The sequence below is a fragment of the Streptomyces sp. NPDC001515 genome (genome assembly GCF_053597115.1).
In genome coordinates, this window is record NZ_JBSFHN010000019.1 from 98,693 (window position 1) to 122,608 (window position 23,916).

The window sequence follows — 23,916 nt, forward strand, 5'->3', positions numbered from 1 at the left end:
GGCGGGGGCCAGGTGGGGTGCCCTGCACCATATCGACGGCGGCGTGGTGTTCATACGGTTCGGCGACATCACAGGAACACGCCGAGGAGCCGGTCATCATGCGCCGCACAGCCAGCAGATCCCGCAGACCCCGCACGGACCTCCGTACCGCCGCCGTCCTGGCCGCAGCCGGACTGCTGCTCACCGGCTGCACCGCCGCCGGCAAGGCGGGCGACTCCGACGCCGGGAAGTCCGCCGACGACGCCTCCGTCAAGGTCGGTCTGGTCTACTCCCGCACCGGACTGCTCGCGGACTACGGCAAGCAGTACCGCGACGGCTTCATGGCGGGCCTGGACTACGCGACCAAGGGCACCGGCAAGGTCGCCGGCCACCGCATCGAGGTCACCGAGCAGGACGACGCGGGCGACCCGGGCAAGGCCGTCGCCGCCGCCAAGAACCTGATCGGCAAGGGCTACAAGGTGCTGGCCGGCACCACCGACTCCGGCGTCGCCCTCCAGATGGCCCCGCTCGCCGCGCAGAACAAGGTCCTCTACGTCAGCGGCCCGGCGGCCACCGACGCGGTGACCGGCATCAACGACTACACCTTCCGCTCGGGCCGCCAGTCCTACCAGGACATCCTGACCGCCGGGACGATGCTGGGCGACGCGAAGGGCAAGAAGGTCACCGTGCTCGCCCAGGACTCCACCTTCGGCCAGGCCAACGTGGCCGCCGTCAAGGCGGTGCTCGGCGCCAAGGGCGCGAAGGTCGGCTCGGTGCTCGCGCCGCCCAGCGCCACGGACCTCACCCCGTTCGCCCGCCAGGTCAAGGCCGGCGGCCCCGACCTCGTCTTCGTCGCCTGGGCCGGCTCCACCGCGCCCGCGCTGTGGACCGCGCTGGACCAGCAGGGTGTGCTCGGCGGCGGCAAGGTCGTCACCGGTCTCGCGGGCACCGCCTCCTACCCGGTGTTCGGGGCGGCGGGCTCCAAGGTGTCGTTCCTGGCGCACTACTTCCCGGGCGCGGGCGGCGGCAACCCGGTGGAGAAGGCCATGCTCGACGCGGTGACGAAGGCGGGCGGCACACCCGACCTGTTCACCCCGGACGGCTTCACCGCCGCGCAGATGATCGTGCGCGCCGTCGAGGGCAGCGCCACCGACCCGGCCGCGATGGTGAAGGCCCTGGAGGGCTGGAGCTTCGACGGGGCCAAGGGGAAGACCCAGGTCCGGGCCGAGGACCACGCCCTCCTCCAGCCGATGTTCACGGCCCGGCTGACCGGCGAGGGCGCCGCCCTCAAGCCGGAGCCGGTCGGCACCCAGCCGATGGAGGCCGTCGCGCCGCCCGTGAAGCCCTCGGCGGGCTGACCGGTGACCGCACTGCACGCACCGGACCACCGGGACGGTCCGGCGAGGGCCGCCGCCCCGGTGCTCCGGCTGAACGGAATCGGGTGGAGCGTCGGCGGCGCCACCATCGTCCAGGACGTCTCCTTCGAGGTCCGCGAGGGCGAGTTCCTCGCCTTCATCGGCCCCAACGGGGCGGGCAAGACCTCGCTGTTCAACCTGATCAGCGGGGTCACCCTGCCCACCGCCGGGACCCTCGCCCTGGACGGCGCGGACCTCACGGTCCGGCCCGCGCACGAACGCGCCCGCCGCGGCCTCGGGCGCACCTTCCAGACCTCCAGCCTCTGGCCCGCGATGTCGGTCGCCGACCACGTCCGGCTGGCCGCGCAGGCCGCCAAGGGCGGCTCGTACCGCCTGTGGCGGCGGGCCGATCGCTTCACCGCCGAGGTCGAGGGCGTCCTGGAGCGCACCGGTCTGGTCCACCGGGCCGCCGCGACCGCCGCCGAACTCTCGCACGGCGAGAAGCGGAAGCTGGAGCTGGCCGTGCTGCTGGTGGGCGAGCCCCGGCTGATGCTGCTCGACGAGCCGATGGCCGGGGTGAGCGCCGAGGAGGTCCCCGCACTCACCGAACTGATCCGCACCCTGCACCGGGACGAGGGGCGCACGGTCCTGATGGTCGAGCACCACATGGACGTCCTGCTCGGCCTCGCCGACCGGCTCGCCGTGATGCACCACGGCCGGCTGCTCGCCCTGGACACCCCGGAGGCCGTCACCGCCGACGCGACCGTGCAGCGGGCCTACCTCGGGGAGGGGCTGTGACGGAACACCCCCTGCTGGACGTACGGGACCTGCGGGTCCTCATCGGCGGCCGGCACATCCTGCACGGCGTCGACCTGGGCGTCCGCGCCCACGGCGTCACCGCGCTGCTCGGCCGCAACGGCGCCGGGAAGACCACCACCGTCCGGGGCGTGCTCGGCCTCGTCCCGCGCACCGGCAGCGTCCGGTTCGACGGCGAGGAGACCGCGGGACTGCCCACGCACGCCCTGGTCCGGCGCGGTATCGGCTACGCCCCCGAGGACCGGGGGATCTTCGCCGGGCTGACCGTGGCGGAGAACCTGCGGCTGGCCGAACGGCGCGGGGCGGGCGAGCCCGACTATCCGCTGGTCCACGAGCTGTTCCCGGAACTCAAGGCACGGGCGCGGCAGTTGGCGGGCACGCTGTCGGGCGGCCAGCAGCAGATGGTCGCCATCGGCCGGACCCTGCTCAACGCCAACCGGCTGATCATCGCGGACGAGCCCACCAAGGGCCTCGCCCCGAAGGTGGTCACCGAGGTGGCCCAGGTGCTGGAACGGGCCGCCGAGGCGGTGCCGGTCCTGCTCGTGGAGCAGAACCTCGCCGTGGTCCGCCGGCTGGCCCGGCACTGCGTGGTGCTGGCCGACGGCCGGACCGCCCACCGGGGCCCGGCCGACGAGCTGCTCGGCGACGCGGAGGCGGCCCGCCGGCTGCTCGGCGTGGGCCACGGCCCGCTGACACCCACCGCGGAGGCGGATTCCTGATGTCCACGCTCGTCCTGCTCACCATGACCGGACTCGGTCTGGGAGCCCTCTACTTCCTCATCGCGTCCGGACTCTCGCTGATCTTCGGCCTGATGGACGTCCTCAACTTCGCGCACGGGGCGCTGCTCTCCATCGGCGCGTACGGCACCTGGTGGGCCGCCTCCGGGAATCTGCCCGGCGCGGGCCCCGGCGGCGCCGGCTTCGTGCTCGCGGTGCTGTTCGGCACGGCGGTGGGCACCGCCGCCGCCGTGCTGCTCGAACTCGCCGTGGTCCGCCCGCTCTACACCCGGCCGCGCGAGCAGGTGCTCGCCACCGTCGGGGTGGGGCTCGCCGTGCCCGCGCTGCTGTCGGGCATCTGGGGGTCGGACGCCCGGACCTTCCCCGGGCCCAAGGCGCTGTCCGGCACCTTCGGGCTGCTGGGCGCGCAGGTGCCCGTCAACCGGCTGGTGCTGGTGGCGGCGGCCGTGGTGGTCCTGGTGGCGCTGCGGCTCTTCCTCGGCCGGACCCGGCACGGGCTGGTCGTCCGGGCCGGGGTCGAGGACCGGGCCATGGTCACCGCGCTCGGCATCGACGTACGCCGGGCTTTCACCCTGGTCTTCGCGATCGGGGGATGCGCGGCGGCCCTCGGCGGGGCGCTCGGCGGGCTGTACTTCGGCTCGGTCGATCCCCGGCAGGGCACCTCGCTGCTGATCTTCGCCTTCGTCGTCGTGGTCACCGGCGGCATGGGGTCGGTGACCGGGGCCGCCGCGGCGTCCGTCGTCATCGGCCTGGTCCAGCAGTTCGCCAACTACTACACCGCGGCGGGGCTCGGCGATCTGGCGGTCGTCGTCCTGCTCGCCGCGCTGCTGCTGATCCGCCCGCGCGGACTGACGGGGAGGCTCGCGTGAGCACCGCCACCGAGACACACGACCGCACCGCCGCCGGGCCCGCCCCGGTCCCGGCGTCCGGCCCGCCCCGGGCGCTGCGCTGGTGGCCGGCGGCCGTCCTGCTGGTGCTGGCCGTCGCGCCGTTCAGCGCCGTGCCGGTGCCGGGGCTGCTGGACGGCCCGCTCGGCAGCGCGGGCAGCCTCCAACTGCTGGCCACCTGCCTGCTGTTCGGGGCGCTGGCCACCGGGTACGACCTGCTGCTCGGGCGCACCGGACTGCTCTCGTTCGGCCATGCCCTGTACTTCGCGGCGGGCAGCTACGCCACCAATCTGTTCCTGCTGGACGCCGGGCTGCCGTTCGGGCTCGCCGCGGTGCTCGGTCTGCTCTTCGGGACCGCGCTGGCGGTGGTGCTGGGCGCGGTGAGCCTGCGCGTCACGGGGATCGGCTTCTCCATGGTGACGCTGGCCTTCGCCCAGGCGGGCTCGATCCTGGTGTCCCGCAACCCCGGCGGTGTCACCGGCGGCGAGGAGGGCCGGGCCGCCCCGGCCGATCTGCTGCCGTCCTGGCTGGTGGGCATCGACCACACGGCGAACCTCTACTGGGTCGCCCTCGCCTATCTCGTCCTCACCCTGGGCGTCGTGCACTGGGCGGTCCGCTCCCCCACCGGCCGGGTCTGGGAGGGCATCAAGGAGAACGAGCGCCGGGTGGAGGTGCTGGGGCTGCGGCCGTACGGCTTCAAGCTCGTGGCCTTCGTCCTGGCGGGCGCGCTCGCCGCGCTCGGCGGCCTCGTGCATCTGCTGCTGACCGGCGGCTCGACCCCGCAGACGACCACCTCCGACTTCACGCTCTCGCTGCTGGTGATGGTGGTCCTCGGCGGGTCCGGGACCCGCTGGGGGCCGATGGTCGGCGGCATCCTCTACACCTGGGCGGACCACCGGCTCGGTGATCTGGCCGGTTCCGGCGCGGTCGCGGACCTGCCGGCGGTGCTCCGGGTGCCGCTCTCCCAGCCGTTGTTCCTGCTGGGCGTCGTGTTCGTGGCCGTGGTACATCTGCTGCCCGGCGGTCTGGCCCGGCTGCCGTCCCGGCTGCGGGCCGCCCTGCACCGGAAGGAGACCGGAGACCAGTGATTCCGTACGAGGAGACCGAAGTCGCCGTGCGCGGGGGCTCCCTGACCGCGCTGCGGTGGCCCGCCGACCGCCCGGACGCCCCGTCGGTGGTGGCGCTGCACGGCATCACGGCCAACGCCCTCTCCTGGGCCGCCGTGGCCCGCGCGCTGGCCGGCCGGGTCACACTGGTCGCGCCGGACCTGCGGGGCCGGGCGAAAAGTGCCGGGCTGCCCGGTCCGTACGGCATCGCCGCGCACGCGGACGACGCCGCCGCCGTGGCCGCCTCGCTGGGCTCCGGGAAGGTGGTGCTGGCGGGCCACTCGATGGGGGCGTTCACGGCGGCGCTCGCGGCGGTGCGCCATCCGGATCGCTTCGGCCCGCTGCTGCTGGTCGACGGCGGGGTGGGGTTCCCCGCGCCGACGCATCTGGCCCCGGACGAGCTGCTGACGGCGGTGATCGGCCCCGCCATGGACCGGCTGTCGATGACCTTCCCGGACCGGGGCGCCTACCGGGCGTTCTGGCAGGCGCATCCCGCGTTCGCGGACGCCTGGTCGGACGAGGTGGACGCCTATGTCCAGCGCGATCTGACCGGTGCGGAGCCCGCGCTGCGCTCGTCGTGCCGGCTGGAGGCCATCCGTGCCGACGGTGTCGGCCTCTTCGACGAGGAGGTGCTCTCCGCGGTCCGGAAGCTGCCCGCAGGGGCGACGCTGCTGTGGGCGGCGCGCGGGCTGATGGACGAGGAGCAGGGGTTGTACGACGAGAAGCGGCTGGCCGCGGCCGGTCTGGAGGGAACCGGGGTGGAGCCGGTGGGGGTCCCGGACGTCAACCACTACACGGTCCTCACGGGCGAGCGGGGCGCCCGGGAGATCGCGGACCGTCTGGTGGCGTACGCGGGCGCCTGAGCGGAGCGCGGGACCGGCCCGGCGGACGATCGTTCCGCCGGGCCGGTCCCGTGTACGCGTCAGGCGGCGCAGCCGGTGTCCGCGAGCACGAAGTACCCGGCGGGCGACTCCCGGAGGGTGTGGGTGACGAAGACGTTGTACAGGCCCATGTTCTGGCCGGAGCCGTTGGCGTAGACATAGCCGCCGCTGGTGCGGGCGCGGCCCGCGGCGACGTGCGCGTAGTTGGTGGCGGTGTGGCAGGTGGCGGGGGCGGCGCCGCCGGTCGTCGTGGCGGTGGTCTGCGCCGACCGGGTCCCGGCCGCGCCGGCGGAGTCGAGCGCGGCGACGGTGTAGCGGTAGGCGGTGCCGGCGGTGAGACCGGTGTCCGTGTACGTGGTGGCGGTGGGCGAGGCGACCTTCGCGCCGTCGCGGTAGACGGCGTACGAGGCGGCGCCGGCGACGGCGTTCCAGGACAGGGACACGGTGGTCTCGGTGATGCCGGTGACGGTCGGGGCGGCCGGTGCCGGCAGCGGGTCGCCGCCGCCGTCCCCGGGTCCGGTACCGCCGTCCAGGCCCCAGAAGACGCCCGTGTAGTACGACGAGCAGATCGTGTCGAGGAAGTACGCGGCGGTCGAGCCGCACTGCTGGGCGCCGGTGCCCGGGTCGACGGGCAGTCCGTGGCCCATGCCGGCGACGGAGTACAGCTGCACGGCCGGCCGGCCGGAGGCGTCGTCGTACTCGGTGCGGGTGGTGCCGCCCGGCAGGGTGTCGGTGGACGAGGGCGTCTGGCCGATGCCCCAGACGTCGGTCCACTGGTCGCGCAGGGCCGTGGCGTTGGCCGGGTAGACCGTGTAGTCCGAGGTGCCCTGCCAGATGGCCACGCGGGGCCAGGGGCCGGAGTATCCGGGGTAGGACGCGCGGACCTTGTCGCCCCACTGTGCGGGGCTGAGCTTCTGCGGGCCCGTCTGGCAGCCGGACGCGGCGGCCTGGCTGGTGGCGCACTGGGCGGGCAGTCCGGAGGCGACGGAACCGCCGGCGAAGACGTCCGGGTAGGCGGCGAGCAGATCGGCGGCCATGCCGCCGCCGGCCGAGAGCCCGGTGACGTAGACCCGGCGGGCGTCGGAGCCGTAGGTCTGCTCGGCGTGGCCGACCATCTGCACGACGGACGCGGCCTCGCCCCGGCCCCGGGTGGACTCGGCCGGATCGAACCAGCCGAAGCAGGAGAGCGCGTTGTTGGCGGAGGTGGTCTGCGGGAAGACGACGGCGAAGCCCCAGGCGTCGGCCAGCTCGCGCCAGCCGGAGTGGCTGTAGTACGCGTCGGCGGACTGGGCGCAGCCGTGCAGGGCGACGACGAGGGGCGCGTTCGCGGGGAGGCCGGCGGGCGTGTAGGCGTACATCTGGAGGTTGCCGGGGTTGGTGCCGAAGCCGGTGACCTGCTGGAGGCCGCCGGCAGCGGCGGCGGGCGGGGCGGCGGCCGTGGTGCTCAGCGTCGCCGCGAGCAGGGCGAGGGCGGCCGCCGACGCGAAGCGGCGGGCGAGACGTCCGAAGATCGGTGGGCGCACGAGTGCCTCCCTGGTCGGTGCGTGCGGGGGGAGAGAACGGACTGCTGCCGGAACCTATGGGCGGGGCGTTCCCGCGCCCATGTGCCGGGCGGACACCGGGCGGTGGCGGGTGTGTGCGGCGGGTCCCTTGCGCGGCGCGGGGGCGGTGCCGGGGCGGCGCGCGGTCCGGCCGCACCATGTACGCCGGCACCATGGCGGGCCGGGAGGGTGTGTGCACCGGCGCCGTGTGACGGGGGCCGCCGCGTACCTACGGTGACGGCCATGGACACTTCCCGCAGACCCGGTCACGCCCCCGCCGCCCCCGCCCCGGACGGCGTTCCCCTCCCACCCGCGGCCCGATTGCTCGACGGGCGCACCGCGCTGGTGACGGGGGCGGCGAGCGGGATCGGGCGGGCCTGCGCGCTGGCCCTGGCGGCGGCGGGTGCCCGGGTTCACGTGGTGGACCGGGCGGCCGGGGCCGCCGAGCGGCTGGCGGAGGAGATCGGGGGCACCGCCTGGGTGGTGGACCTGGCCGACCCCTCCGTGGTCGAGACGCTGCCCGCCGACGCGGACGTGGTGGTCAACAACGCGGGGCTCCAGCACGTCGCCCCGGTGCACGCCTTCCCGCCGGACCGCTTCGCGCTGATCCAGCGGGTGATGGTGGAGACCCCGTTCCGCATCTTGCGCCGGACCCTGCCGGGCATGTACGAACGCGGCTGGGGGCGCGTGGTCAACATCTCGTCGGTGCACGGGCTGCGCGCGAGCCCGTACAAATCGGCCTATGTGACGGCCAAGCACGCGTTGGAGGGGCTGAGCAAGGTGGTCGCGCTGGAGGCGGCGGAGCACGGGGTGACGAGCAACTGCGTCTGCCCCGGCTATGTCCGCACCCCGCTGGTCGAGGACCAGATCGCCGACCAGGCGCGGACGCACGGCATCTCCGAGGAGGAAGTGGTGGGGCGGGTGATGCTGGAGCGCAGCGCGGTGAAGAAGCTGATCGAGCCCGCGGACGTCGCCGAGGCCGTCCTGTGGCTGTGCGGCCCGCGCACCGGGCACATCACGGGCACCTCCCTCTCGATGGACGGCGGCTGGACCGCCCACTGACCGGCACGACATCCCGAGGACCCCGGACACCATGACCGAACCGCTCCCCTCCGCCGCCGCGCATCTGCGGCACCTGTTCGACCTGCTGGCCGACGACGCCCCCGCCGAGGAGCTGGGGGCGGTCGTGTCGCGGGCGCGCGTGGACGGGGTGGCCGCCGGTGAACTGGCGGAGGTGGAGCGGGCCACGGCGACGGCGCTGCGGATCCGGGGCGCGCTGCGCCAGCACCGGCGCCGCGAGCTCCAGCTCACCGCCCTCTTCGAGACGGCGGGCGATCTGGCGGCCTCCCGGGAGCTGGACGACGTGCTGAAGGCGATCGTGCGGCGGGCCAGGATGCTGCTGGGCACCGACACCGCGTATCTCACGCTCCCGGACGAGGAGGCCGGGGACACCTACATGCGGGTGACCGACGGGTCGGTCTCGGTGCTGTTCCAGCGGCTGCGGCTGGAGCTGGGCGAGGGGCTCGGCGGTCTGGTGGCGCAGACCGCGAGCCCGTACGCGACCCCCGACTACCGCACCGACGACCGCTTCCGCCACACCCGCAACATCAACGCCGGGGTGCTGGACGAGGGGCTGGTCGCCATCCTGGGCGTGCCGCTGCTGCTGGGCTCCAGCCGGGGCGGGGCCGGCAAGGTGATCGGGGTGCTCTTCGCGGCGGACCGGGCGCCCCGGGTCTTCGGCCCGGACGAGGTGGCGCTGCTGTGCTCGCTGGCCGCGCACGCCGCGATCGCCATCGACACGGCCCGCGCGCTGGCCGACACCACGGCCGCGCTGGCCGGTCTCGCGGAGGCCAACGCGGAGCTGGCCGAGGCCAACGCCTCGGTGCGGGCGCATTCGGCGGCGATGCGGCGGGCCGAGGAGTCGCACGACCGGCTGACCGATCTGGTGCTGCGCGGCCGGGACGTGAAGGACGTGGCGACGGCCGTCGCCGGGCTGCTGGACTCCCCGCTGACCATCCACGATCCGGCGGGCCGGCCGCTGGCGGCGGTGCGCCCGGACGGGACGGACTTCGCGGCCGACAGCATGGACGCGGGCTGGCTGGCGGAGGCGGCCGAGGAGTCGCGCACCGGAGCGCGGGCCGTGCACCGCGAGGGACGGGTGGTCTGCGCGGTTCTGGCGGGGCAGGAGCTGCTGGCCGGCCTGGTGCTGCACCGGGGGCGGCGGCTGGACGACTCCGACCGCCGGCTGTTCGAACGCTCGGCGGTGGTCACGGGGCTGCTGTTGCTGCTGCGGCGGACGGTGGCCGAGACGGAGAACCGGATACGGGGCGAGCTGATCGCGGACCTCCTCACCGATCCGGACCGCGATCCGGCGGGGCTGGCCGAGCGGGGCCGGCGCCTGGGCGTCGATCTGGACCGCCCGCATCTGCTGCTGGTGGCGGAGGCCGGGGCGCGGGAGCGGCTGGCCCCGGCGGCGTTGCGCTATCTCTTCGGCTCCGACATCCGGGGGGTGAGCGCCGAGCACGCCGGGACGGTGGTGCTGCTGATCGAGGGCGGGGCGGCGGTCGCGGGCCCGGCGGCCCGCGCGGCGGCGGCGCAGCTCGGCCAGCTGGCGCAGGGCCCGGTGACCGTGGCGGCGGCGGGTCCGGCGCGCGGCGTGCGGGAGCTGGCGGCGGCGTACGGGGAGGCGGCGCGCTGTCTGCGGGCGATGCGGGTGCTGGGGCGTACGGGCGAGGGCGCGTGCGTGGAGGAGCTGGGCTTCCTGGGGGTCGTGCTGGGCAACGGGCAGGACGTGGCGGGTTTCGTGGCGGCGACGCTGGGTCCGCTGCTGGAGTACGACGCGCAGCGCGGCACGCATCTGGTGCGGACCCTGGGCGCGTACTTCGGCGCGGGGGGCAGCCTGATCCGGGCCAAGGACGAACTGCATGTGCACGTGAACACGGTGGTCCAGCGGCTGGACCGGATCCAGGTGCTGCTGGGCCGCGACTGGAACGAGCCGGACCGGGCGCTGGAGCTCCAGCTGGCGCTGCGGCTGCACCTGTTGTCGGGGGCCGGCCGTGACCGGTCGGGACGGGACGTTCCGGGCACCCCCTAGAATCCGCTCGGACCAGACGGTGGTGGACGACGGGGGCGGGGCCGGATGGAGCTCCGGGACATCGAGATCTTCCTGACGGTAGCCCGGGAGCTGCACTTCGGCCGCAGTGCCGAGCGGCTGCACGTGAGCACGGCCCGGGTGAGCCAGGCGATCAAGAAGCAGGAGCGGCTCATCGGCGCCCGGCTCTTCGAGCGCACCAGCCGGCAGGTGCGGCTCACCCCGGTCGGTGAGCTGCTCCAGCGGCGGCTGCGTCCGGCGTACGACGGGATCCAGGACGCGGTCACGGAGGCGACGGCCTTCGCCCGGGCGTCGGTGGGGACGCTGACACTGGGGGTGATGGGGGCGCAGACGCATGAGCTGGTGCCTGCGCTGAACCGTTTCCGCGCCCGGTATCCCTCCGCCGAACTCCGGTTCCGCGAGGTGTTCTTCAGCGATCCGTTCACGGCCCTGCGGGCGGGCGAGGTCGATGTGGCCACCACCTGGCTCCCGGTGCGCGAACCGGATCTGACGGTCGGGGCGCTGCTGCGCGAGGAACCGCTCCGGCTGATGGTGGCCGCGCACCATCCGCTGGCCGGGCGGGAGTCGGTGAGCCTGGAGGTGCTGGCCGAGTACCCGGTGCCGCGCGTCGGCACCGGCGTTCCGGCGTACTGGGAGGCGGCCGTGCTGCCCGAGCGCACCCCGTCCGGGCGCCCGGTGCCCAGGGGCCCGGAGGTGACCACGTTCTACGAGGTGCTGGCGCTGGTGGCGACGGGCGACGCGGTGTGCACGGTCCCGGACGAGGGGCGGCGCTACCACCCCCTCGACGGCATCGTCTATCTGTCGCTGCACGACGCCCCGCCCGTCCGGTGGGGCCTGGTCTGGCGGACGGACCGGGTGCCGCCGCTGGTCCGGGCGCTGGCCGAGGCGGTCGAGGAGCAGCGGGCGGCGGAGGCGGCCGGGGCCGGGTGAACCGGGCCCGGCCGCCCTCCGTCAGTCCTCGGGCGGGAAGACCACCTCGCCGGATTCGGCCAGGGTGAGGGTGATCGCCTCGACCGGGCAGCCCTCGGCGGCGGCCAGCACCCCTTCGTTGGCGTCGGTCTCGGGGTCGACGGGGTGCGACTGGCGCGCGGTGTCCAGCCGGAACCCGTCCGGGGCGTGGTTGACGCACATGCCGGAGCCGATGCAGACGCCCCGGTCGACCTCGACGCTCCAGCGGTCGCCCATCAGGAGGCGCTCCCGTAGCCGGCGGGCAGATGGATCATCTTGTGCTCGAAGTACTCCCCGTATCCCTCGGGCCCGAACTCCCGGCCCAGACCGGAGTTCTTGTAGCCGCCGAACGGGCCGAGCATGTCGAGGCTGAAGGTGTTCACGCTGTACGTGCCCGTCCTGACCCGGCGGGCGATGTCGATGCCGTGCTCGGTGTCGGCGGTCCAGACGCTGCCGCTGAGCCCGTAGTCGGAGTCGTTGGCGATCCTCACGGCGTCGTCCTCGTCGCCGTACGGCAGCAGGCAGATGACGGGGCCGAAGATCTCCTCGCGGGCGATGCGCATGGCGTTGTCGACGTCGCCGAAGAGCGTCGGCTCGACGTACCAGCCGCGTTCCTGGGAGGCCGGGCGGCCGCCGCCGGTGAGGATCTTGGCGCCCTCCTCCTGGCCGATCCGGATGTAGTCGAGGGAGCGCTGCTGCTGGCGGCGGGCGACGAGCGGACCGAGTTCGGTGGCGGGGTCGAGCGGGTCGCCGATCTTCAGCGCGCCGGCCGCCGCGGCGAAGGCCTCGGCGGTCTCCTCGTAGCGGGAGCGGGGGACGAGGATGCGGGTCTGGGCCACGCACGCCTGGCCGTTGATCATCCAGGCGAAGGGCACGATCCCGGCGACGGCGGCGTCCAGATCGGCGTCGGGGAGGATCACGGCGGCGGACTTGCCGCCGAGTTCCAGGGTGACGCGGGTGAGGTTGCGCGAGGCGACCTCCATGACGCGCCGGCCGGCGGCGACGGACCCGGTGAAGGAGACCTTGTCGACGCCGGGGTGGGCGACGAGGTATTCGCTGACCTCGCGGTCGGCGGGCAGGATCGACAGCACCCCGTCGGGCAGCCCGGCCCCGGCGGCGATCTCGGCCAGGATGTAGGCGTCGAGCGGCGATTCGGGCGACACCTTCAGGATCGCCGAGCAGCCGGCGAGCAGGGCGGGGGCGAGCTTGGCGGCGGCGGTGAACTGGGGCACGTTCCAGGGCACGACGGCCGCGACCACGCCGACGGGCTCCCGGCGCACCAGCAGCGGCCCGAGCGCCCCGTCGCGGCGCTCCTCGTACGGGAAGGCGCGGGCGACGGTGAGGGCGGCGTCCCAGACCATCATGGCGGCCAGGGCCTGGACCATGACGCCGGAGGTGTACGGGGTGCCGTTCTCCGAGCTGATGACCCGGGCGATCTCCTCGTACCGCACGGCGAAGGCGTCCTTGATCCGGGTCACGACGGCGATCCGCTCGTCGAGCGTCGTCCGGGACCAGGGGCCGTGGTCGAAGGAGTGCCTGGCGGCGGCGACGGCCCGGTCCACATCGCCCTCGGAGGCGTGCGGCACCCGGCCGATGACCTGCTCGGTGTGCGGGGAGACGACCTCGATGACGTCCCGTCCGAGCGGATCGACGAACTCCCCGCCGATGAACAGTTTTCCGTGTTCGACAAGCTCGCTCATGGCTGCTGCCTCCCGCGCCGCGGCCTGGGGCGCCCTGCTGGCGCGCACCCCTGATCTGACTCCATGTCAGAACTGATACCAGTTCCAGTTACAGGAGTCCACGGGCGGGACGAGTCCCGTCCGGACCCGCAGAACGGGCCGCGAAAGGCGGACGGTGACGGCGGGCCCGGGAACGAATGGTCGACCGGGGCTACCACTGAAACAAGTTCTCGTTACAGTGGACGCGGTGCGCCGCGGCCGAACTCCGCACGTCGCCGCGGCCTCGACGAGATGGGGAGTCATGACGCAGGTGATCAACCACGGTGGCGGCGTCCACAGCATCAAGGTCCCCATTCCGGACAATCCACTGGGGCACACCCTGGTCCATCTCCTCGACACGGACCGGGGCCCGGTCCTGATCGACACCGGCTGGGACGATCCGACGGCCTGGGACACCCTCACGGCGGGGCTCGCCTCGCTCGGCACGGACGTCGCCGGCATCCACGGGGTGGTCATCACCCACCACCACCCCGACCACCACGGCCTGTCCGGGCGGGTCCGCGAGGCATCCGGCGCCTGGATCGCGATGCACGCGGCGGACACCGCGATCGTCCGCCGCACCCGCGCCTCCGAACCGGGCACCTGGCTCGCCTACCTCGCGGCGAAGCTCACGGCCGTGGGCGCCCCCGAGGACCATGTCGCCCCGCTGCTGGCGGCCCGCGAGCAGGGCGGCCGGATGCGCACCCTGCCGGGGCTGTCCGCCGCCGTCCCGGACCGGGAGATCGTGCCGGGCGAACTGCTCGACCTGGCGGGCCGCAGCCTGCGCGCCGTCTGGACCCCCGGCCACACCCCGGGCCATGTCTGCCTGCATCTGGAGGAGGAGCATCCGGCCGGACTGCCGGGCCGGGGGCGGCTGTTCTCCGGGGACCATCTACTGCCCGGGATCAGCCCGCACGTCGGCCTGTACGAGGACCCGGACGACGCGACGGAGACGGACCCGCTGGGCGACTACCTGGACTCGCTGGAGCGGATCGGGCGGCTCGGGGTGGCGGAGGTGCTGCCGGCCCATCAGTACGCGTTCACGGACGCGGCCGGACGCGTACGCGAACTGCTCGGCCACCACGAGGAGCGGCTGACCGGGCTGCTCGCCCTGCTCGCCGAACCGCTCACCCCGTGGCAGCTGGCCGAGCGCATGGAGTGGAACCGCCCCTGGGAGCAGATCCCCTACGGCTCGCGGAACATCGCGGTCTCCGAGGCCGAGGCGCATCTGCGCCGGCTGGTGAAGCTGGGGCGCGCGGAGGCGGTGGCGGGCGGCGAGCCGGTGGCGTACGTGGCGGTGTGACGGCGCGCGAACGGCCGTGGGCCCGCCGGGAGGTCCGGTGGGCCCACGGCCGTTCGCGTCGCGGTCCGGCTCAGATGCGCACGGCGCCGTAGAAGCTGCCGATGGTGCTCATGGACTCGTAGCGCACATAGGCGCCGGAGTACGGGGCGTGGAGCACGGTGCCGTTGCCCGCGTAGAGGCCCACGTGCGAGTTGCCGTTGAAGAAGACCAGGTCGCCGGGCTTGAGCTGGCTCTGGCCGATCCGGGTGCCCTGGTTGATCTGGGTGTACGTGGTGCGGGTGATGTTGGCACCGGCCTGGGCGTAGGCCCACATGGTCAGGCCCGAGCAGTCGAAGGAGCCGGGGCCGGCCTGGCCGGGGGCGTACGGCATGCCGATCCGGCTCGTGGCGGCCTGGAGGGCGGCGGCGCCGAGCCCGGAGGCGGGGGCCTCGTTGCCCAGCTGGACCCGCTCGCCGGCGTCGCGGCTGGCGCGCTGGTCGTCCGCGCGCAACTGGTCGCGCTCGGCCTGGGTGAGGGTGTTGAGCAGCTGGCGGGCGGCGGCGAGCTTGCTCTGCTGCTTCTTCTTCTTCTCGCCGAGGGTCTTGCGGACCTGGGCGAGGTTGCTCAGCTTGTCCTGGGCCTCCTTGCGCTCCTGCGCGAGGGCCCGCTGCTTCTCCTGGATCTCCGTCAGCGACTGGGCCTGCTTGGCCGTCAGCCGGTCCAGGGCGGACGCCTGGTCGAGGAAGCTGTCCGGGTCGGAGGAGAGGAAGAGCTGCACGGAGGGGTCGAGCCCGCCGGAGCGGTACTGCGCGGCGGCCAGCATGCCGAGCCCGGCGCGCATCCCGTTCAGCTCCTGCTGCCCGCGCGCCACCTTGTCCTGGATGGCGTCGATCTGCTTCTGGAGCTTGTCCTGCTTCTCCTTGGCGAGGCTGTACTGCTCCGTGGCCTCCTCGGCCTCGTGGTACAGCTTGTCGACCTTCGCCTTGACCTCGCCCTTGGTGGGCTTGGGGTCGGCGTGGGCGGCCTGGGAGGTCAGGGCCACCGCGGCGGCGGCAGTGGCGGTGAGCACGGTCACACGAGCGCGGCTCGGCTGCTTGGGACGACGGTGGGACGCCACGAAGGCGAGCTCCTTCTTCCTCCGGCCGCCTGCCGGGAACGCTCGAAGGGGGACGTGTCCCCGGCTCCGTGCACACCACGGACTCGGCGGGTCTTCGCGCCACCCCGGGTGGGTGATCAATCGTGCGAAGGTTCGAAGCCTGACCATAGTGACCTTCCTGTGATGACTTCAAACCCCCAGCGGCAAAAACTCTCCGGAACGGTCATGGAATCCGCACCCACCGCACGGCGCGTAGCGGCGGACTGACGGTCCGTCCCCGAACGGGGCGTTGGCGCGCGGGCGCCCGGCGGCCCCTCTCCGGCCCGTACGCGCCCCGCGCGCGTGGCCACCGTCACGCCTCCGCCCGCCGGGGCCCCGGCGCCCGCCCGGTAGAGTGGCCCGGTCGTCATCATGCCCGTTCAGGGGGAAGCCGGTGCGAATCCGGCGCTGACCCGCAGCCGTGACCGCCCCCCGGGGCGGGAGTCGGAATGCCCTGTCCGTGTCGTGACCGGCTCGTGCCGTCGGGAACCCCCGGTGGCCGGCACCGTCGAGGTATACGGAGCCGGAGCCCGGTGCCCGAGTGCGCCCGTGCCCGGTTCCTCCAGGAGAGGTCCCGCCCGCCATGACCGTTCGCCGCAGCGCGGCCGCGCTCGCCGCCACCGCCGCCGTGCTCTGCGTGGCCGGGGCCCCGGCCGCCGTCGCCGCGCCGTCCCCCTCGCCCTCCGCCGCGCTGCCCTCGGGTCTCTACGGCACCAAGGACCCGACGTACGACGGCGTCTGGCGGCAGTCCCTGGCCTTCGTCTCCCAGCGGGCCGTGGGCGTCACGCCCGCCGAGAAGGCCGTCGACTGGCTGCTCGGCCAGCAGTGCGACAGCGGCGCCTTCCCGGCGTACCGGCCGGACACCTCCGTGCCCTGCGACGCCAAGACGCCCATCGACACCAACGCCACGGCCGCCGCCGTGCAGGCGCTGCACGAGGTGCGCGGGCACGAGGACGCGGTGCACCACGGCGCCTCCTGGCTGAAGTCGGTGCAGAACGAGGACGGCGGCTGGGGCTACACGGCCGGCAGTCCCAGTGACGCGAACTCGACCTCGATCGTGATCGGCGCCCTCTCCCGCGCCGGGGAGAAGCTCGGCGATGTGACGACGCACGGCGGGAAGACTCCGTACGACGCCCTGCTGGCCCTGGCCGTCCCGTGCGGCGGCAAGGACGGCGGCGCGTTCGCCTACCAGCCCGACAAGGCCGGCAAGCTCGCCGCCAACGGCGACGCCACCGCCGCCGCGGTGCTCGGCTCCCTCGGCAAGGGGCTCGTCGTCGGCAACAACGCCGCGGTGAAGGACCCCACCTGCACGGCCGGCGCCGTGACCGAGCCCGAGCAGGCCGCGCAGAACGGCGCCTTCTATCTGGCCGGAGCGCTCGCGAAGACCGGTCACCTCGACGCCCCGCCGATGCCCGGCGCCGAGGACAGCGCCCCGCGGCCCGACTACGGCAACACGGCCGACGCGGTCGTCGCGCTCTCCGCCTCCGGCCACAAGGACAAGGCGAAGCCCGCCCTGAAGTGGCTGAAGGCCAACTCGGCCGCCTGGGCGAAGGAGAACGGTCCGGCCGCCTACGCCCAGCTCGTCATGGCCGCCCACGCCACCGGCTCCGACGTGCACGACTTCGGCGGCGCCGACCTCGTCGCCCAGCTGAACGCGACCGGCCCCGAGCCCGCCGCCGTCAAGCGGCCCGACGCCTCCGCCTCCAAGGACGAGGAGAAGAAGGACAGCGGCGACGGCGACGGCATCGGCGGCGTCTGGTGGTTCGTCGGGATCGGGCTCGCGGTCGGCGCCGGCGCCGGCTTCCTGATCAGCGGCCGCCGCAAGAACCAGCAGCTGTGAGCGGCCGCCGCGCCGCACGGACCACCGCGCTCCTGGTGGTCCTGGGCGCCGTCCTGGCCGTGCTCGCCCCGGGCACGGCCCAGGCCGCCGGGTACCGCTACTGGTCGTTCTGGGAGAGCTCCGGCACCACGTGGACGTACGCCACCCAGGGGCCCTCGCTGACGCGCCCGGAGGACGGCTCGGTGCAGGGCTTCCGGTTCGCCGTGAGCGCCGACTCGCAGGACGCGGCCACCCCCCGTCACGCCCCCGACTTCGCGGCGATCTGCGCGGACACGCCGGCCAAGGACGGCACCAAGCGCATCGCCCTCGTCATCGACCCCGGCACCGCCGCCGACGCCCCCTCCGGGGAGACCCCGCCCGCCCCGCGCACCGCGTGCGCCCGGGTGCCCGGGGACGCGAGCGCCGCCGAGGCCCTCGCCTCGGTCGCCAAGCCACTGCGCTACAACGGCGACGCCCTGCTCTGCGCGATCACCGGATACCCGGCCTCGGGCTGCGGCGAGCAGGTCTCCGGCAGCGGGGACACCGGCGAGGAGTCCGCCCCCGCCCCGAAGCCCGCCACCGCGGACGCCTCCGCGGGCGGCGGCGACTCCGGCGGCCCCTCCGCCGGGGTGCTCGTCGGGATCGGCGCCGTCCTGCTCCTCGGCATCGCCGCCGTCGCCCAGGCCCGCCGCCGCCGCGGATGACCGGGCGGACGACCGGCGCCCCCGTCGCCGGGCCGGACGCGCCCCCGGTGCGGCCGCCGGCCTGGCGGGCGCCCGCCGCGACCCGGAGCAACGCGCTGCCGGCCGGGGCCTGGTGGCTGTGGGCGCTGGGTCTGGCCACCGCCTCGTCCCGGACGACGAATCCGCTGCTGCTCGGGCTGCTGGTCGGCGTGGCCGGCTATGTCGTGGCCGCGCGCCGCACGGACGCCCCGTGGGCCCGGTCGTACGGGGCGTTCATCCGGATCGGGCTCTTCGTGATCGGGGTGCGGCTGCTGTTCTCGGTCTTCCTCGGCTCCCCGATCCCGGGCACGCACACCGTGTTCACGCTGCCCGAGGTACCGCTGCCGGGCTGGGCGAAGGGCGTCCGGATCGGCGGCCGGGTCACCACCGAGCAACTGGTGTTCGCGCTGTACGACGGGGCGAAGCTGGCCGCACTGCTGATCTGCGTCGGCGCGGCGAACTCCCTCGCCAACCCGGCCCGGCTGCTGAAGTCGCTGCCCGGCGCGCTGTACGAGGCGGGGGTCGCGGTCGTCGTCGCGATGACCTTCGCGCCGAACCTGGTGGCCGACGTCGTGCGGCTGCGCACCGCCCGGCGGCTGCGCGGCCGGCCGACCGGCGGGGTGCGGGCCGTCCTCCAGATCGGGCTGCCGGTGCTGGAGGGCGCGCTGGAGCGTTCGGTCGCGGTGGCGGCCTCGATGGACGCCCGCGGCTACGGCCGCACCGCCCGGGTCCCCGCCGCCGTCCGTCACACCACGAACGTCCTCACCCTGGGCGGGCTGCTCGGGGTGTGCGCGGGCACCTACGGACTGCTCGCCGCCGAGGGCGCGGGGTACGGGACCCCGCTGCTGGCCGCCGGGCTGCTCGCCGCCGTGGCCGGGCTGCGGCTGGGCGGGGCGCGGTCGGTGCGCACCCGCTACCGGCCCGACCGCTGGGGGGTGCGGGCCTGGCTCGTCGCGGGGTCCGGCGCGGCGGTCGCGGTGGCGATGATCTGGGCCGCCGGAGCCGATCCGGCGGCGCTGCGCCCCGGTGTCGTCCCGCTCACCGCCCCCGTGCTGCCGCTGTGGCCGGCCGCCGCCGTGCTGATCGGCCTGGTGCCGGCGTTCGTGGCGCCCGTCCCGCCCTCCCCCACACGTTCCGAGGTGCCGCTGTGATCCGGTTCGACGATGTTTCGGTGCGGTACGAGGGGGCCGAGCGGCCCACCCTGTCGGGGATCGACCTGACCGTGCCCGAGGGCGAGCTGGTGCTCCTGGTCGGGCCGTCCGGGGTCGGCAAGTCGACGCTGCTGGGCGCGGTGTCGGGGCTCGTCCCGCACTTCACCGGCGGCCGGCTGACCGGCCGGGTCACCGTGGACGGGCGCGACACCCGGACCCACAAGCCCCGGGAGCTGGCCGATCTGGTCGGCACCGTGGGCCAGGACCCGCTCGCGCACTTCGTGACGGACACGGTCGAGGACGAGCTGGCGTACGGGATGGAGTCGCTGGGCCTGGCCCCGGACGTGATGCGGCGGCGGGTGGAGGAGACCCTCGACCTGCTGGGGCTCGCGGACCTGCGCGACCGGCCGATCGCCACCCTCTCCGGCGGCCAGCGGCAGCGCGTCGCCATCGGTTCCGTGCTCACCCCGCACCCCCGGGTCCTGGTGCTGGACGAGCCGACCTCGGCGCTGGACCCGGCGGCGGCCGAGGAGGTCCTGGCGGTGCTGCAACGGCTGGTCCACGATCTGGGCACGACGGTCCTGATGGCGGAGCACCGGCTGGAGCGCGTGGTGCAGTACGCGGACCAGGTCGTCCTGCTGCCCTCGCCGGGCGCCGCCCCGGTGACGGGCGCGCCCGCCGAGGTGATGGCCCTCTCCCCGGTGCATCCGCCGGTGGTGGCGCTGGGCCGGGCGGCCGGCTGGGAGCCGCTGCCGCTGTCGGTCCGGGACGCCCGGCGGCGGGCCGCCGGACTGCGCGAGCGGCTGGCGGGCAGCGAACCGGGCCCGGCCGGTGCGCCCGCCGCGCCGGCCGGTGCCCCCGCCCCGCCCCCGCCGCGCCCCGCGCCCCGGCGCTCGGCCCTGGCCCGGCTGCTGGGCCGGGGGGCGGCCGGCGCGCCCGCGCCCCGGGAGACCGGCGGGGCGCTCGCCCGGGTGGAGCGGCTGGCGGTGCGGCGCGGCCGGATCGAGGCGCTGCGCGGGGTGACGCTCGATGTGGCCCCCGGCGAGACCGTGGCCCTGATGGGGCGCAACGGCGCGGGCAAGTCCACCCTGCTCTCGGCCCTGGTCGGCATGGTCGCCCCGACGTCCGGCACCGTGCTGGTGGGGGGCCTCGCCCCGCACCGCACCCCGCCGCCCGAGATGGTGCGCCGGGTCGGTCTCGTCCCGCAGGAGCCGCGCGATCTGCTGTACGCGGACACGGTCGCCGCCGAGTGCGCGGCGGCGGACGCGGACGCGGGCGCCGAGCCCGGCAGCTGCCGGGCCCTGGTCTCCCGGCTGCTGCCGGACGTGGCGGACGCCACCCATCCCCGTGATCTGTCCGAGGGGCAGCGGCTCGCCCTGGCCCTGGCCCTGGTGCTCACCGCCCGGCCGCCGCTGCTGTTGCTGGACGAGCCGACCCGGGGTCTCGACTACGCCGCGAAGTCCCGGCTGGTGGGGGTCCTGCGCGGGCTGGCGGCCGAGGGGCACGCGATCGTGCTGGCGACCCATGACGTGGAGCTGGCCGCCGAGCTGGCGCACCGGGTGGTGATCCTGGCCGACGGGGAGGTCGTCGCGGACGGGCCGACGGCCGAGGTCGTGGTGGCCTCGCCGGCGTTCGCCCCGCAGATCGCGAAGGTGCTGGCACCGCAGCGGTGGCTCACGGTGGCGCAGGTGCGCGCGGCGCTGGGCGGTGCGGCGTGAGCGGGCGAAGGACGCGGCCGGTGCGGCTCGGGCCGCGCGCGGTGGCCGCGCTGGTGCTGATCAGCCTGATCGGGGTGGCGGCCTTCGGCTGGCCGCTGCTGGCCGGGCCGGATTCGGGGCTCGCGCACTCCGAGGACGCTCCGTGGCTGTTCGCCGCGCTGCTGCCGCTGCTGGTCGGGGTGGTGGTCGCGATGATCGCGGACTCCGGTCTGGACGCGAAGGCCGTGGCGATGCTGGGGGTGCTGGCGGCGGTCGGGGCCGCGCTGCGTCCGCTGGGGGCCGGGACCGCCGGTCTGGAGCCGATGTTCTTCCTGATGGTGCTGAGCGGGCGGGTGCTGGGGCCGGGGTTCGGCTTCGTGCTCGGGGCGGTGACGATGTTCGCCTCCGCGCTGCTGACCGGCGGGGTCGGGCCGTGGATGCCGTTCCAGATGCTGTCCATGGGCTGGTTCACGATGGGCGCCGGACTGCTGCCGGGGCCGGAGCGGCTGCGCGGCCGGGCCGAGCTGCTGATGCTGGCGGTCTACGGGGCGGCGGCCTCGTTCGCGTACGGCACGGTCATGAATCTGTACGGCTGGACGATCGTGCCGGGGCTCGGCTCGGGAGTCTCCTTCCGGGCCGGTGACCCGCTGGGCGAGAACCTGGCCCGTTTTCTGGCGTACTGCGCGGCCACCTCGCTCGGCTGGGACCTGGGCCGCGCGGTGCTCACCGTGGTGCTGACGCTGACCGTCGGCGCCGCGCTGCTGAAGGCGCTGCGCCGGGCCACCCGCCGCGCCGCCTTCGAGGCCCAGGTCACATTCGGGCCGTCCGGGGAGTGAGGGCACCCACAGGACCTTGGTCCTGTACGAAGCCGCTTAGGGGTCCCGGTACGGGGCCGTACACCCCACTTACCCCAGCTGTGACCTGCTATAGAGCACTTTGGGGTGGTTCGGGACCTTCGGACCGGGGTGCGAGGCGGGGTCGTACCGGGGGTCGTTGCGGCGGTGGAAAGCCGCCGCTAAGACTGGACACGTCGCCGAGCACCGCAGCGTCCACCGGACACGAAACGCGGTCAACGAGCACTGGTTCACGCAGGATCCGGACCGGAGCACGCGACTCCCCCGTACCCGACGTTAGGTTCCCTGTGTCGTTCGCCCGCAACATCCTCGCCCGTCGCAAGTCCGCCGTCGCCGGCGCCGCTCTCCTCATGGGAGCCTCCGGTGTGGCGCTGGGCGTCACCCCGGCCATGGCGGCCACCCCCGCCGCCGCGCCGACGTCCGCGTCCTCCGGCAGCGCGCAGGACACGGCCCGGCAGATGATCGGTGACGAGGCCCAGTTCCAGTGCTTCAGCAACATCGTCAGCCACGAGAGCGGCTGGAACCCCACCGCCACCAACGCCTCCTCCGGCGCCTACGGCCTGGTCCAGGCGCTGCCGGGTTCGAAGATGGCCTCCGCCGGCTCCGACTGGCAGACCAACCCGGCCACCCAGATCAAGTGGGGCATGGACTACATGAACTCCCGCTACGGCAGCCCGTGCGGCGCCTGGTCGTTCTGGCAGGCCAACAGCTGGTACTGATCCGGCCCGGCACCGACCGGTGAATCCGAGGCCCCCGACCGCGACGCGGTCGGGGGCCTCGGCGTTCCCGGGGTCAGCGGCGCGCCCCCAGCGCGTCGAACCAGCGCACGATCTGCGGGCCGGAGGCCAGATAGGTGCCGTTGTGGTCGGTGTCGCCCTGGTCGACGACCGGGGCCCGCACGCCGCGCCGGGCCAGATCGGCGGCGCAGTCGCGGGCGTTGGCGATCGGCACATCGGTGTCGCCGGACGAGGTGTACAGCCGCACCGGCACCCGGGGCTTCCAGGCGCAGGTGCCGTCCTGCGCCCGGACCGCCGCCAGCAGCGCGCCCGTCGGGTGCTGGACCTTCTCGTAGAAGCGGTCGGTGAGCAGCTCCTTCACCGTGGCGGGGAGCGACGGGAAGATCTCCTCCTCGGTGTGGTGGGTGTCGAACAGCTCCTCCACGACCCGGGCGTACGGCTCGCGGAACGCCTCTGCCGGGTCCCGGTAGAGCGGGTGGAGCCGGTTCTGCGCGGTGAGGAAGTACGTCAGGTAGAAGATGCCGCTGGTGTCGTTGACCCGCCCGTCGAAGAGCGCGGGCATTTCGGCGTCCTCGATGGCGTAGGGACCGGAGACGGGTGCCAGGGCCTTCAGCGTGAACCGCCGGTCGGCGCCCTCGGCCAGCGCCCGGCCGAGCGCCATGGCGACCTGCCCGCCCTGCGAGAATCCGCTCGCGTACACGTCGCCGGTCAGCGGTCTGCCCAGCCGCGCGGCGGCGGTGCGGGCGGCGCGCAGCATGTCGAGCGAGGCGCTGACGGACGAGGCGGTGTCCATGTACGGGTGGGGCCCGGGGCCCCTGCCCAGGCCCAGGTAGTCCGGGGCGGCCACCGCGCGTCCGGCGGAGGCGTGCAGATAGGGGGCGTAGCGTCCGAAGTCCTCGCCGACGGAGGGCGCGTAGTCGCGGTGGACCATCGTGCCGTGGGTGTCGGCGACGAGGTCCAGGCGGTGCGGGCCGCCGGTCGGGAGCACCAGCAGTCCGGTGGCGGTGGTGGGGGCGCCCTGCGGGGTGACCGTGCGGTAGGTGAGGCGGTAGCCGCGCACGCCGTGGCGGACGGTGCCCGTGTCCATGCCCGCCGAGGCGAGGAAGTCCGTGACCCCGGCCCGGTCGTGGGCGGCGACGGGGGTGACCGCGAGCAGGGCGCCCCGGGCGGCGGTGTGTTCCCCGGTGTGGCGCGCGGGGGCCGGCCGGGCGTCCGCGGCGGTGGCGGGAAGGGTTCCCAGGGCGACGAGGACCACGGCCGCGGCGGCGGCGACGAGGCGTCGGGTGCGGTGCGTCGGGGCTGGGTTGACCGTGTCGTTCTCCATGGCCACGACGGTATGCGGGGCCCCGGGGGCGGACCATCGGCGTGGACACCCGCCCGGAGGTGCACCTGAGTGAACCCCGCCGACGGGGCGTTCCCCCGGCCGCCCGGTGGGCCGT

General features: G+C 74.8%; 21 protein-coding genes and 1 riboswitch. Of the genes, 16 read left to right on the plus strand and 5 right to left on the minus strand.

What is annotated here, in order from left to right:
• Positions 1-98: 98 nt before the first annotated feature.
• The 6 genes from ACWCXC_RS21105 to ACWCXC_RS21130 are packed head-to-tail and all read left to right on the plus strand — an operon-like array spanning position 99 to position 5,743.
• Positions 99-1,337 carry a substrate-binding domain-containing protein gene (locus tag ACWCXC_RS21105; protein WP_450890190.1) on the plus strand — a complete coding sequence of 413 codons (1,239 nt, stop codon included), beginning with the start codon at positions 99-101 and terminating at the stop codon, positions 1,335-1,337.
• Between the two features lie 12 nt (positions 1,338-1,349).
• Positions 1,350-2,132, plus strand: a complete 783-nt coding sequence (locus tag ACWCXC_RS21110) for an ABC transporter ATP-binding protein (protein ID WP_450890221.1) — start codon at positions 1,350-1,352, stop codon at positions 2,130-2,132.
• On the plus strand, positions 2,129-2,869 hold the full coding sequence (locus tag ACWCXC_RS21115) for an ABC transporter ATP-binding protein (protein ID WP_450890191.1): 741 nt from the start codon (positions 2,129-2,131) through the stop codon (positions 2,867-2,869). Before ACWCXC_RS21110 ends, ACWCXC_RS21115 begins: the two co-directional genes overlap by 4 nt.
• Complete coding sequence (locus tag ACWCXC_RS21120) at positions 2,869-3,756, plus strand: branched-chain amino acid ABC transporter permease (RefSeq protein WP_450685276.1); 888 nt, start codon at positions 2,869-2,871, stop codon at positions 3,754-3,756. Before ACWCXC_RS21115 ends, ACWCXC_RS21120 begins: the two co-directional genes overlap by 1 nt.
• On the plus strand, positions 3,753-4,862 hold the full coding sequence (locus tag ACWCXC_RS21125; RefSeq protein WP_450685275.1) for a branched-chain amino acid ABC transporter permease: 1,110 nt from the start codon (positions 3,753-3,755) through the stop codon (positions 4,860-4,862). Before ACWCXC_RS21120 ends, ACWCXC_RS21125 begins: the two co-directional genes overlap by 4 nt.
• Positions 4,859-5,743 carry an alpha/beta fold hydrolase gene (locus tag ACWCXC_RS21130; RefSeq protein WP_450685274.1) on the plus strand — a complete coding sequence of 295 codons (885 nt, stop codon included), beginning with the start codon at positions 4,859-4,861 and terminating at the stop codon, positions 5,741-5,743. The genes ACWCXC_RS21125 and ACWCXC_RS21130 overlap by 4 nt, the downstream gene beginning before the upstream one ends.
• 59 nt (positions 5,744-5,802) lie before the next feature.
• Here the strand turns inward: ACWCXC_RS21130 and ACWCXC_RS21135 are convergent, their stop codons facing one another.
• Positions 5,803-7,284 (minus strand): extracellular catalytic domain type 1 short-chain-length polyhydroxyalkanoate depolymerase, encoded by a 1,482-nt coding sequence (locus tag ACWCXC_RS21135; protein WP_450890192.1) that lies wholly within the window; start codon positions 7,282-7,284, stop codon positions 5,803-5,805.
• 261 nt (positions 7,285-7,545) lie between these two features.
• Between ACWCXC_RS21135 and ACWCXC_RS21140 the strand changes: the two genes are divergently transcribed.
• From ACWCXC_RS21140 to ACWCXC_RS21150, 3 genes are read left to right on the plus strand one after another with little or no spacing between them, the layout of a single operon-like run.
• Complete coding sequence (locus tag ACWCXC_RS21140) at positions 7,546-8,364, plus strand: 3-hydroxybutyrate dehydrogenase (RefSeq protein WP_450890193.1); 819 nt, start codon at positions 7,546-7,548, stop codon at positions 8,362-8,364.
• A gap of 31 nt (positions 8,365-8,395) precedes the next feature.
• A complete protein-coding gene (locus ACWCXC_RS21145; RefSeq protein ID WP_450890194.1) occupies positions 8,396-10,396 on the plus strand; it encodes a helix-turn-helix domain-containing protein in 2,001 nt (666 codons plus the stop codon).
• 45 nt (positions 10,397-10,441) lie between these two features.
• Positions 10,442-11,344, plus strand: coding sequence for a LysR family transcriptional regulator (locus ACWCXC_RS21150; protein ID WP_450685270.1), 903 nt, complete (start codon positions 10,442-10,444; stop codon positions 11,342-11,344).
• A 21-nt stretch (positions 11,345-11,365) separates the two neighbouring features.
• Here ACWCXC_RS21150 and ACWCXC_RS21155 read toward each other — a convergent pair whose 3' ends face one another.
• Positions 11,366-11,599: a ferredoxin gene (locus ACWCXC_RS21155; RefSeq protein ID WP_450685269.1), complete on the minus strand. Its 234-nt coding sequence runs from the start codon at positions 11,597-11,599 to the stop codon at positions 11,366-11,368.
• Positions 11,599-13,062 (minus strand): aldehyde dehydrogenase, encoded by a 1,464-nt coding sequence (locus tag ACWCXC_RS21160; RefSeq protein ID WP_450685268.1) that lies wholly within the window; start codon positions 13,060-13,062, stop codon positions 11,599-11,601. Before ACWCXC_RS21160 ends, ACWCXC_RS21155 begins: the two co-directional genes overlap by 1 nt.
• Positions 13,063-13,342: 280 nt before the next feature.
• Here ACWCXC_RS21160 and ACWCXC_RS21165 point away from each other — a divergent pair, with 280 nt between their 5' ends.
• Positions 13,343-14,383 (plus strand): MBL fold metallo-hydrolase, encoded by a 1,041-nt coding sequence (locus ACWCXC_RS21165; protein WP_450890195.1) that lies wholly within the window; start codon positions 13,343-13,345, stop codon positions 14,381-14,383.
• Between the two features lie 70 nt (positions 14,384-14,453).
• Here the strand turns inward: ACWCXC_RS21165 and ACWCXC_RS21170 are convergent, their stop codons facing one another.
• Positions 14,454-15,479: an NlpC/P60 family protein gene (locus ACWCXC_RS21170; RefSeq protein WP_450685266.1), complete on the minus strand. Its 1,026-nt coding sequence runs from the start codon at positions 15,477-15,479 to the stop codon at positions 14,454-14,456.
• 379 nt (positions 15,480-15,858) lie between these two features.
• Positions 15,859-15,952: riboswitch (cobalamin riboswitch) on the plus strand.
• A gap of 128 nt (positions 15,953-16,080) precedes the next feature.
• Here ACWCXC_RS21170 and ACWCXC_RS21175 point away from each other — a divergent pair.
• The 6 genes from ACWCXC_RS21175 (at position 16,081) to ACWCXC_RS21200 (ending at position 22,459) form a co-directional block, all read left to right on the plus strand.
• Positions 16,081-17,337 (plus strand): prenyltransferase/squalene oxidase repeat-containing protein, encoded by a 1,257-nt coding sequence (locus ACWCXC_RS21175; protein WP_450685265.1) that lies wholly within the window; start codon positions 16,081-16,083, stop codon positions 17,335-17,337.
• Entirely contained in the window at positions 17,334-18,020 is a 687-nt protein-coding gene (locus ACWCXC_RS21180) for an SCO2322 family protein (RefSeq protein WP_450685264.1), read from the plus strand. Before ACWCXC_RS21175 ends, ACWCXC_RS21180 begins: the two co-directional genes overlap by 4 nt.
• Positions 18,017-19,189, plus strand: a complete 1,173-nt coding sequence (locus tag ACWCXC_RS21185; protein WP_450685263.1) for an energy-coupling factor transporter transmembrane component T — start codon at positions 18,017-18,019, stop codon at positions 19,187-19,189. Before ACWCXC_RS21180 ends, ACWCXC_RS21185 begins: the two co-directional genes overlap by 4 nt.
• Positions 19,186-20,907, plus strand: a complete 1,722-nt coding sequence (locus ACWCXC_RS21190) for an ABC transporter ATP-binding protein (RefSeq protein ID WP_450890196.1) — start codon at positions 19,186-19,188, stop codon at positions 20,905-20,907. Before ACWCXC_RS21185 ends, ACWCXC_RS21190 begins: the two co-directional genes overlap by 4 nt.
• Positions 20,904-21,722, plus strand: coding sequence for an ECF transporter S component (locus ACWCXC_RS21195; RefSeq protein WP_450685843.1), 819 nt, complete (start codon positions 20,904-20,906; stop codon positions 21,720-21,722). Before ACWCXC_RS21190 ends, ACWCXC_RS21195 begins: the two co-directional genes overlap by 4 nt.
• Positions 21,723-22,027: 305 nt before the next feature.
• Positions 22,028-22,459, plus strand: a complete 432-nt coding sequence (locus tag ACWCXC_RS21200) for an aggregation-promoting factor C-terminal-like domain-containing protein (RefSeq protein ID WP_450685844.1) — start codon at positions 22,028-22,030, stop codon at positions 22,457-22,459.
• 73 nt (positions 22,460-22,532) lie between these two features.
• On the opposite strand, the gene ACWCXC_RS21205 is transcribed toward ACWCXC_RS21200, so the two are convergent.
• The gene (locus ACWCXC_RS21205; RefSeq protein ID WP_450890197.1) at positions 22,533-23,801 is read right to left on the minus strand and encodes an alpha/beta hydrolase; all 1,269 of its coding nucleotides are present in this window, start codon (positions 23,799-23,801) and stop codon (positions 22,533-22,535) included.
• Positions 23,802-23,916 lie beyond the last annotated feature (115 nt).

What these genes read in the sequence shown, in the direction of transcription:
- ACWCXC_RS21120 (WP_450685276.1), top strand. Translation starts at nt 2,869, where the DNA reads ATGTCCACGCTCGTCCTGCTCACCATGACCGGACTCGGTCTGGGAGCC.
- ACWCXC_RS21185 (WP_450685263.1), top strand. Translation starts at nt 18,017, where the DNA reads ATGACCGGGCGGACGACCGGCGCCCCCGTCGCCGGGCCGGACGCGCCC.
- ACWCXC_RS21150 (WP_450685270.1), top strand. Translation starts at nt 10,442, where the DNA reads ATGGAGCTCCGGGACATCGAGATCTTCCTGACGGTAGCCCGGGAGCTG.
- ACWCXC_RS21155 (WP_450685269.1), bottom strand. Translation starts at nt 11,599, where the DNA reads ATGGGCGACCGCTGGAGCGTCGAGGTCGACCGGGGCGTCTGCATCGGC.
- ACWCXC_RS21175 (WP_450685265.1), top strand. Translation starts at nt 16,081, where the DNA reads ATGACCGTTCGCCGCAGCGCGGCCGCGCTCGCCGCCACCGCCGCCGTG.
- ACWCXC_RS21140 (WP_450890193.1), top strand. Translation starts at nt 7,546, where the DNA reads ATGGACACTTCCCGCAGACCCGGTCACGCCCCCGCCGCCCCCGCCCCG.
- ACWCXC_RS21205 (WP_450890197.1), bottom strand. Translation starts at nt 23,801, where the DNA reads ATGGAGAACGACACGGTCAACCCAGCCCCGACGCACCGCACCCGACGC.
- ACWCXC_RS21160 (WP_450685268.1), bottom strand. Translation starts at nt 13,062, where the DNA reads ATGAGCGAGCTTGTCGAACACGGAAAACTGTTCATCGGCGGGGAGTTC.
- ACWCXC_RS21145 (WP_450890194.1), top strand. Translation starts at nt 8,396, where the DNA reads ATGACCGAACCGCTCCCCTCCGCCGCCGCGCATCTGCGGCACCTGTTC.
- ACWCXC_RS21165 (WP_450890195.1), top strand. Translation starts at nt 13,343, where the DNA reads ATGACGCAGGTGATCAACCACGGTGGCGGCGTCCACAGCATCAAGGTC.
- ACWCXC_RS21105 (WP_450890190.1), top strand. Translation starts at nt 99, where the DNA reads ATGCGCCGCACAGCCAGCAGATCCCGCAGACCCCGCACGGACCTCCGT.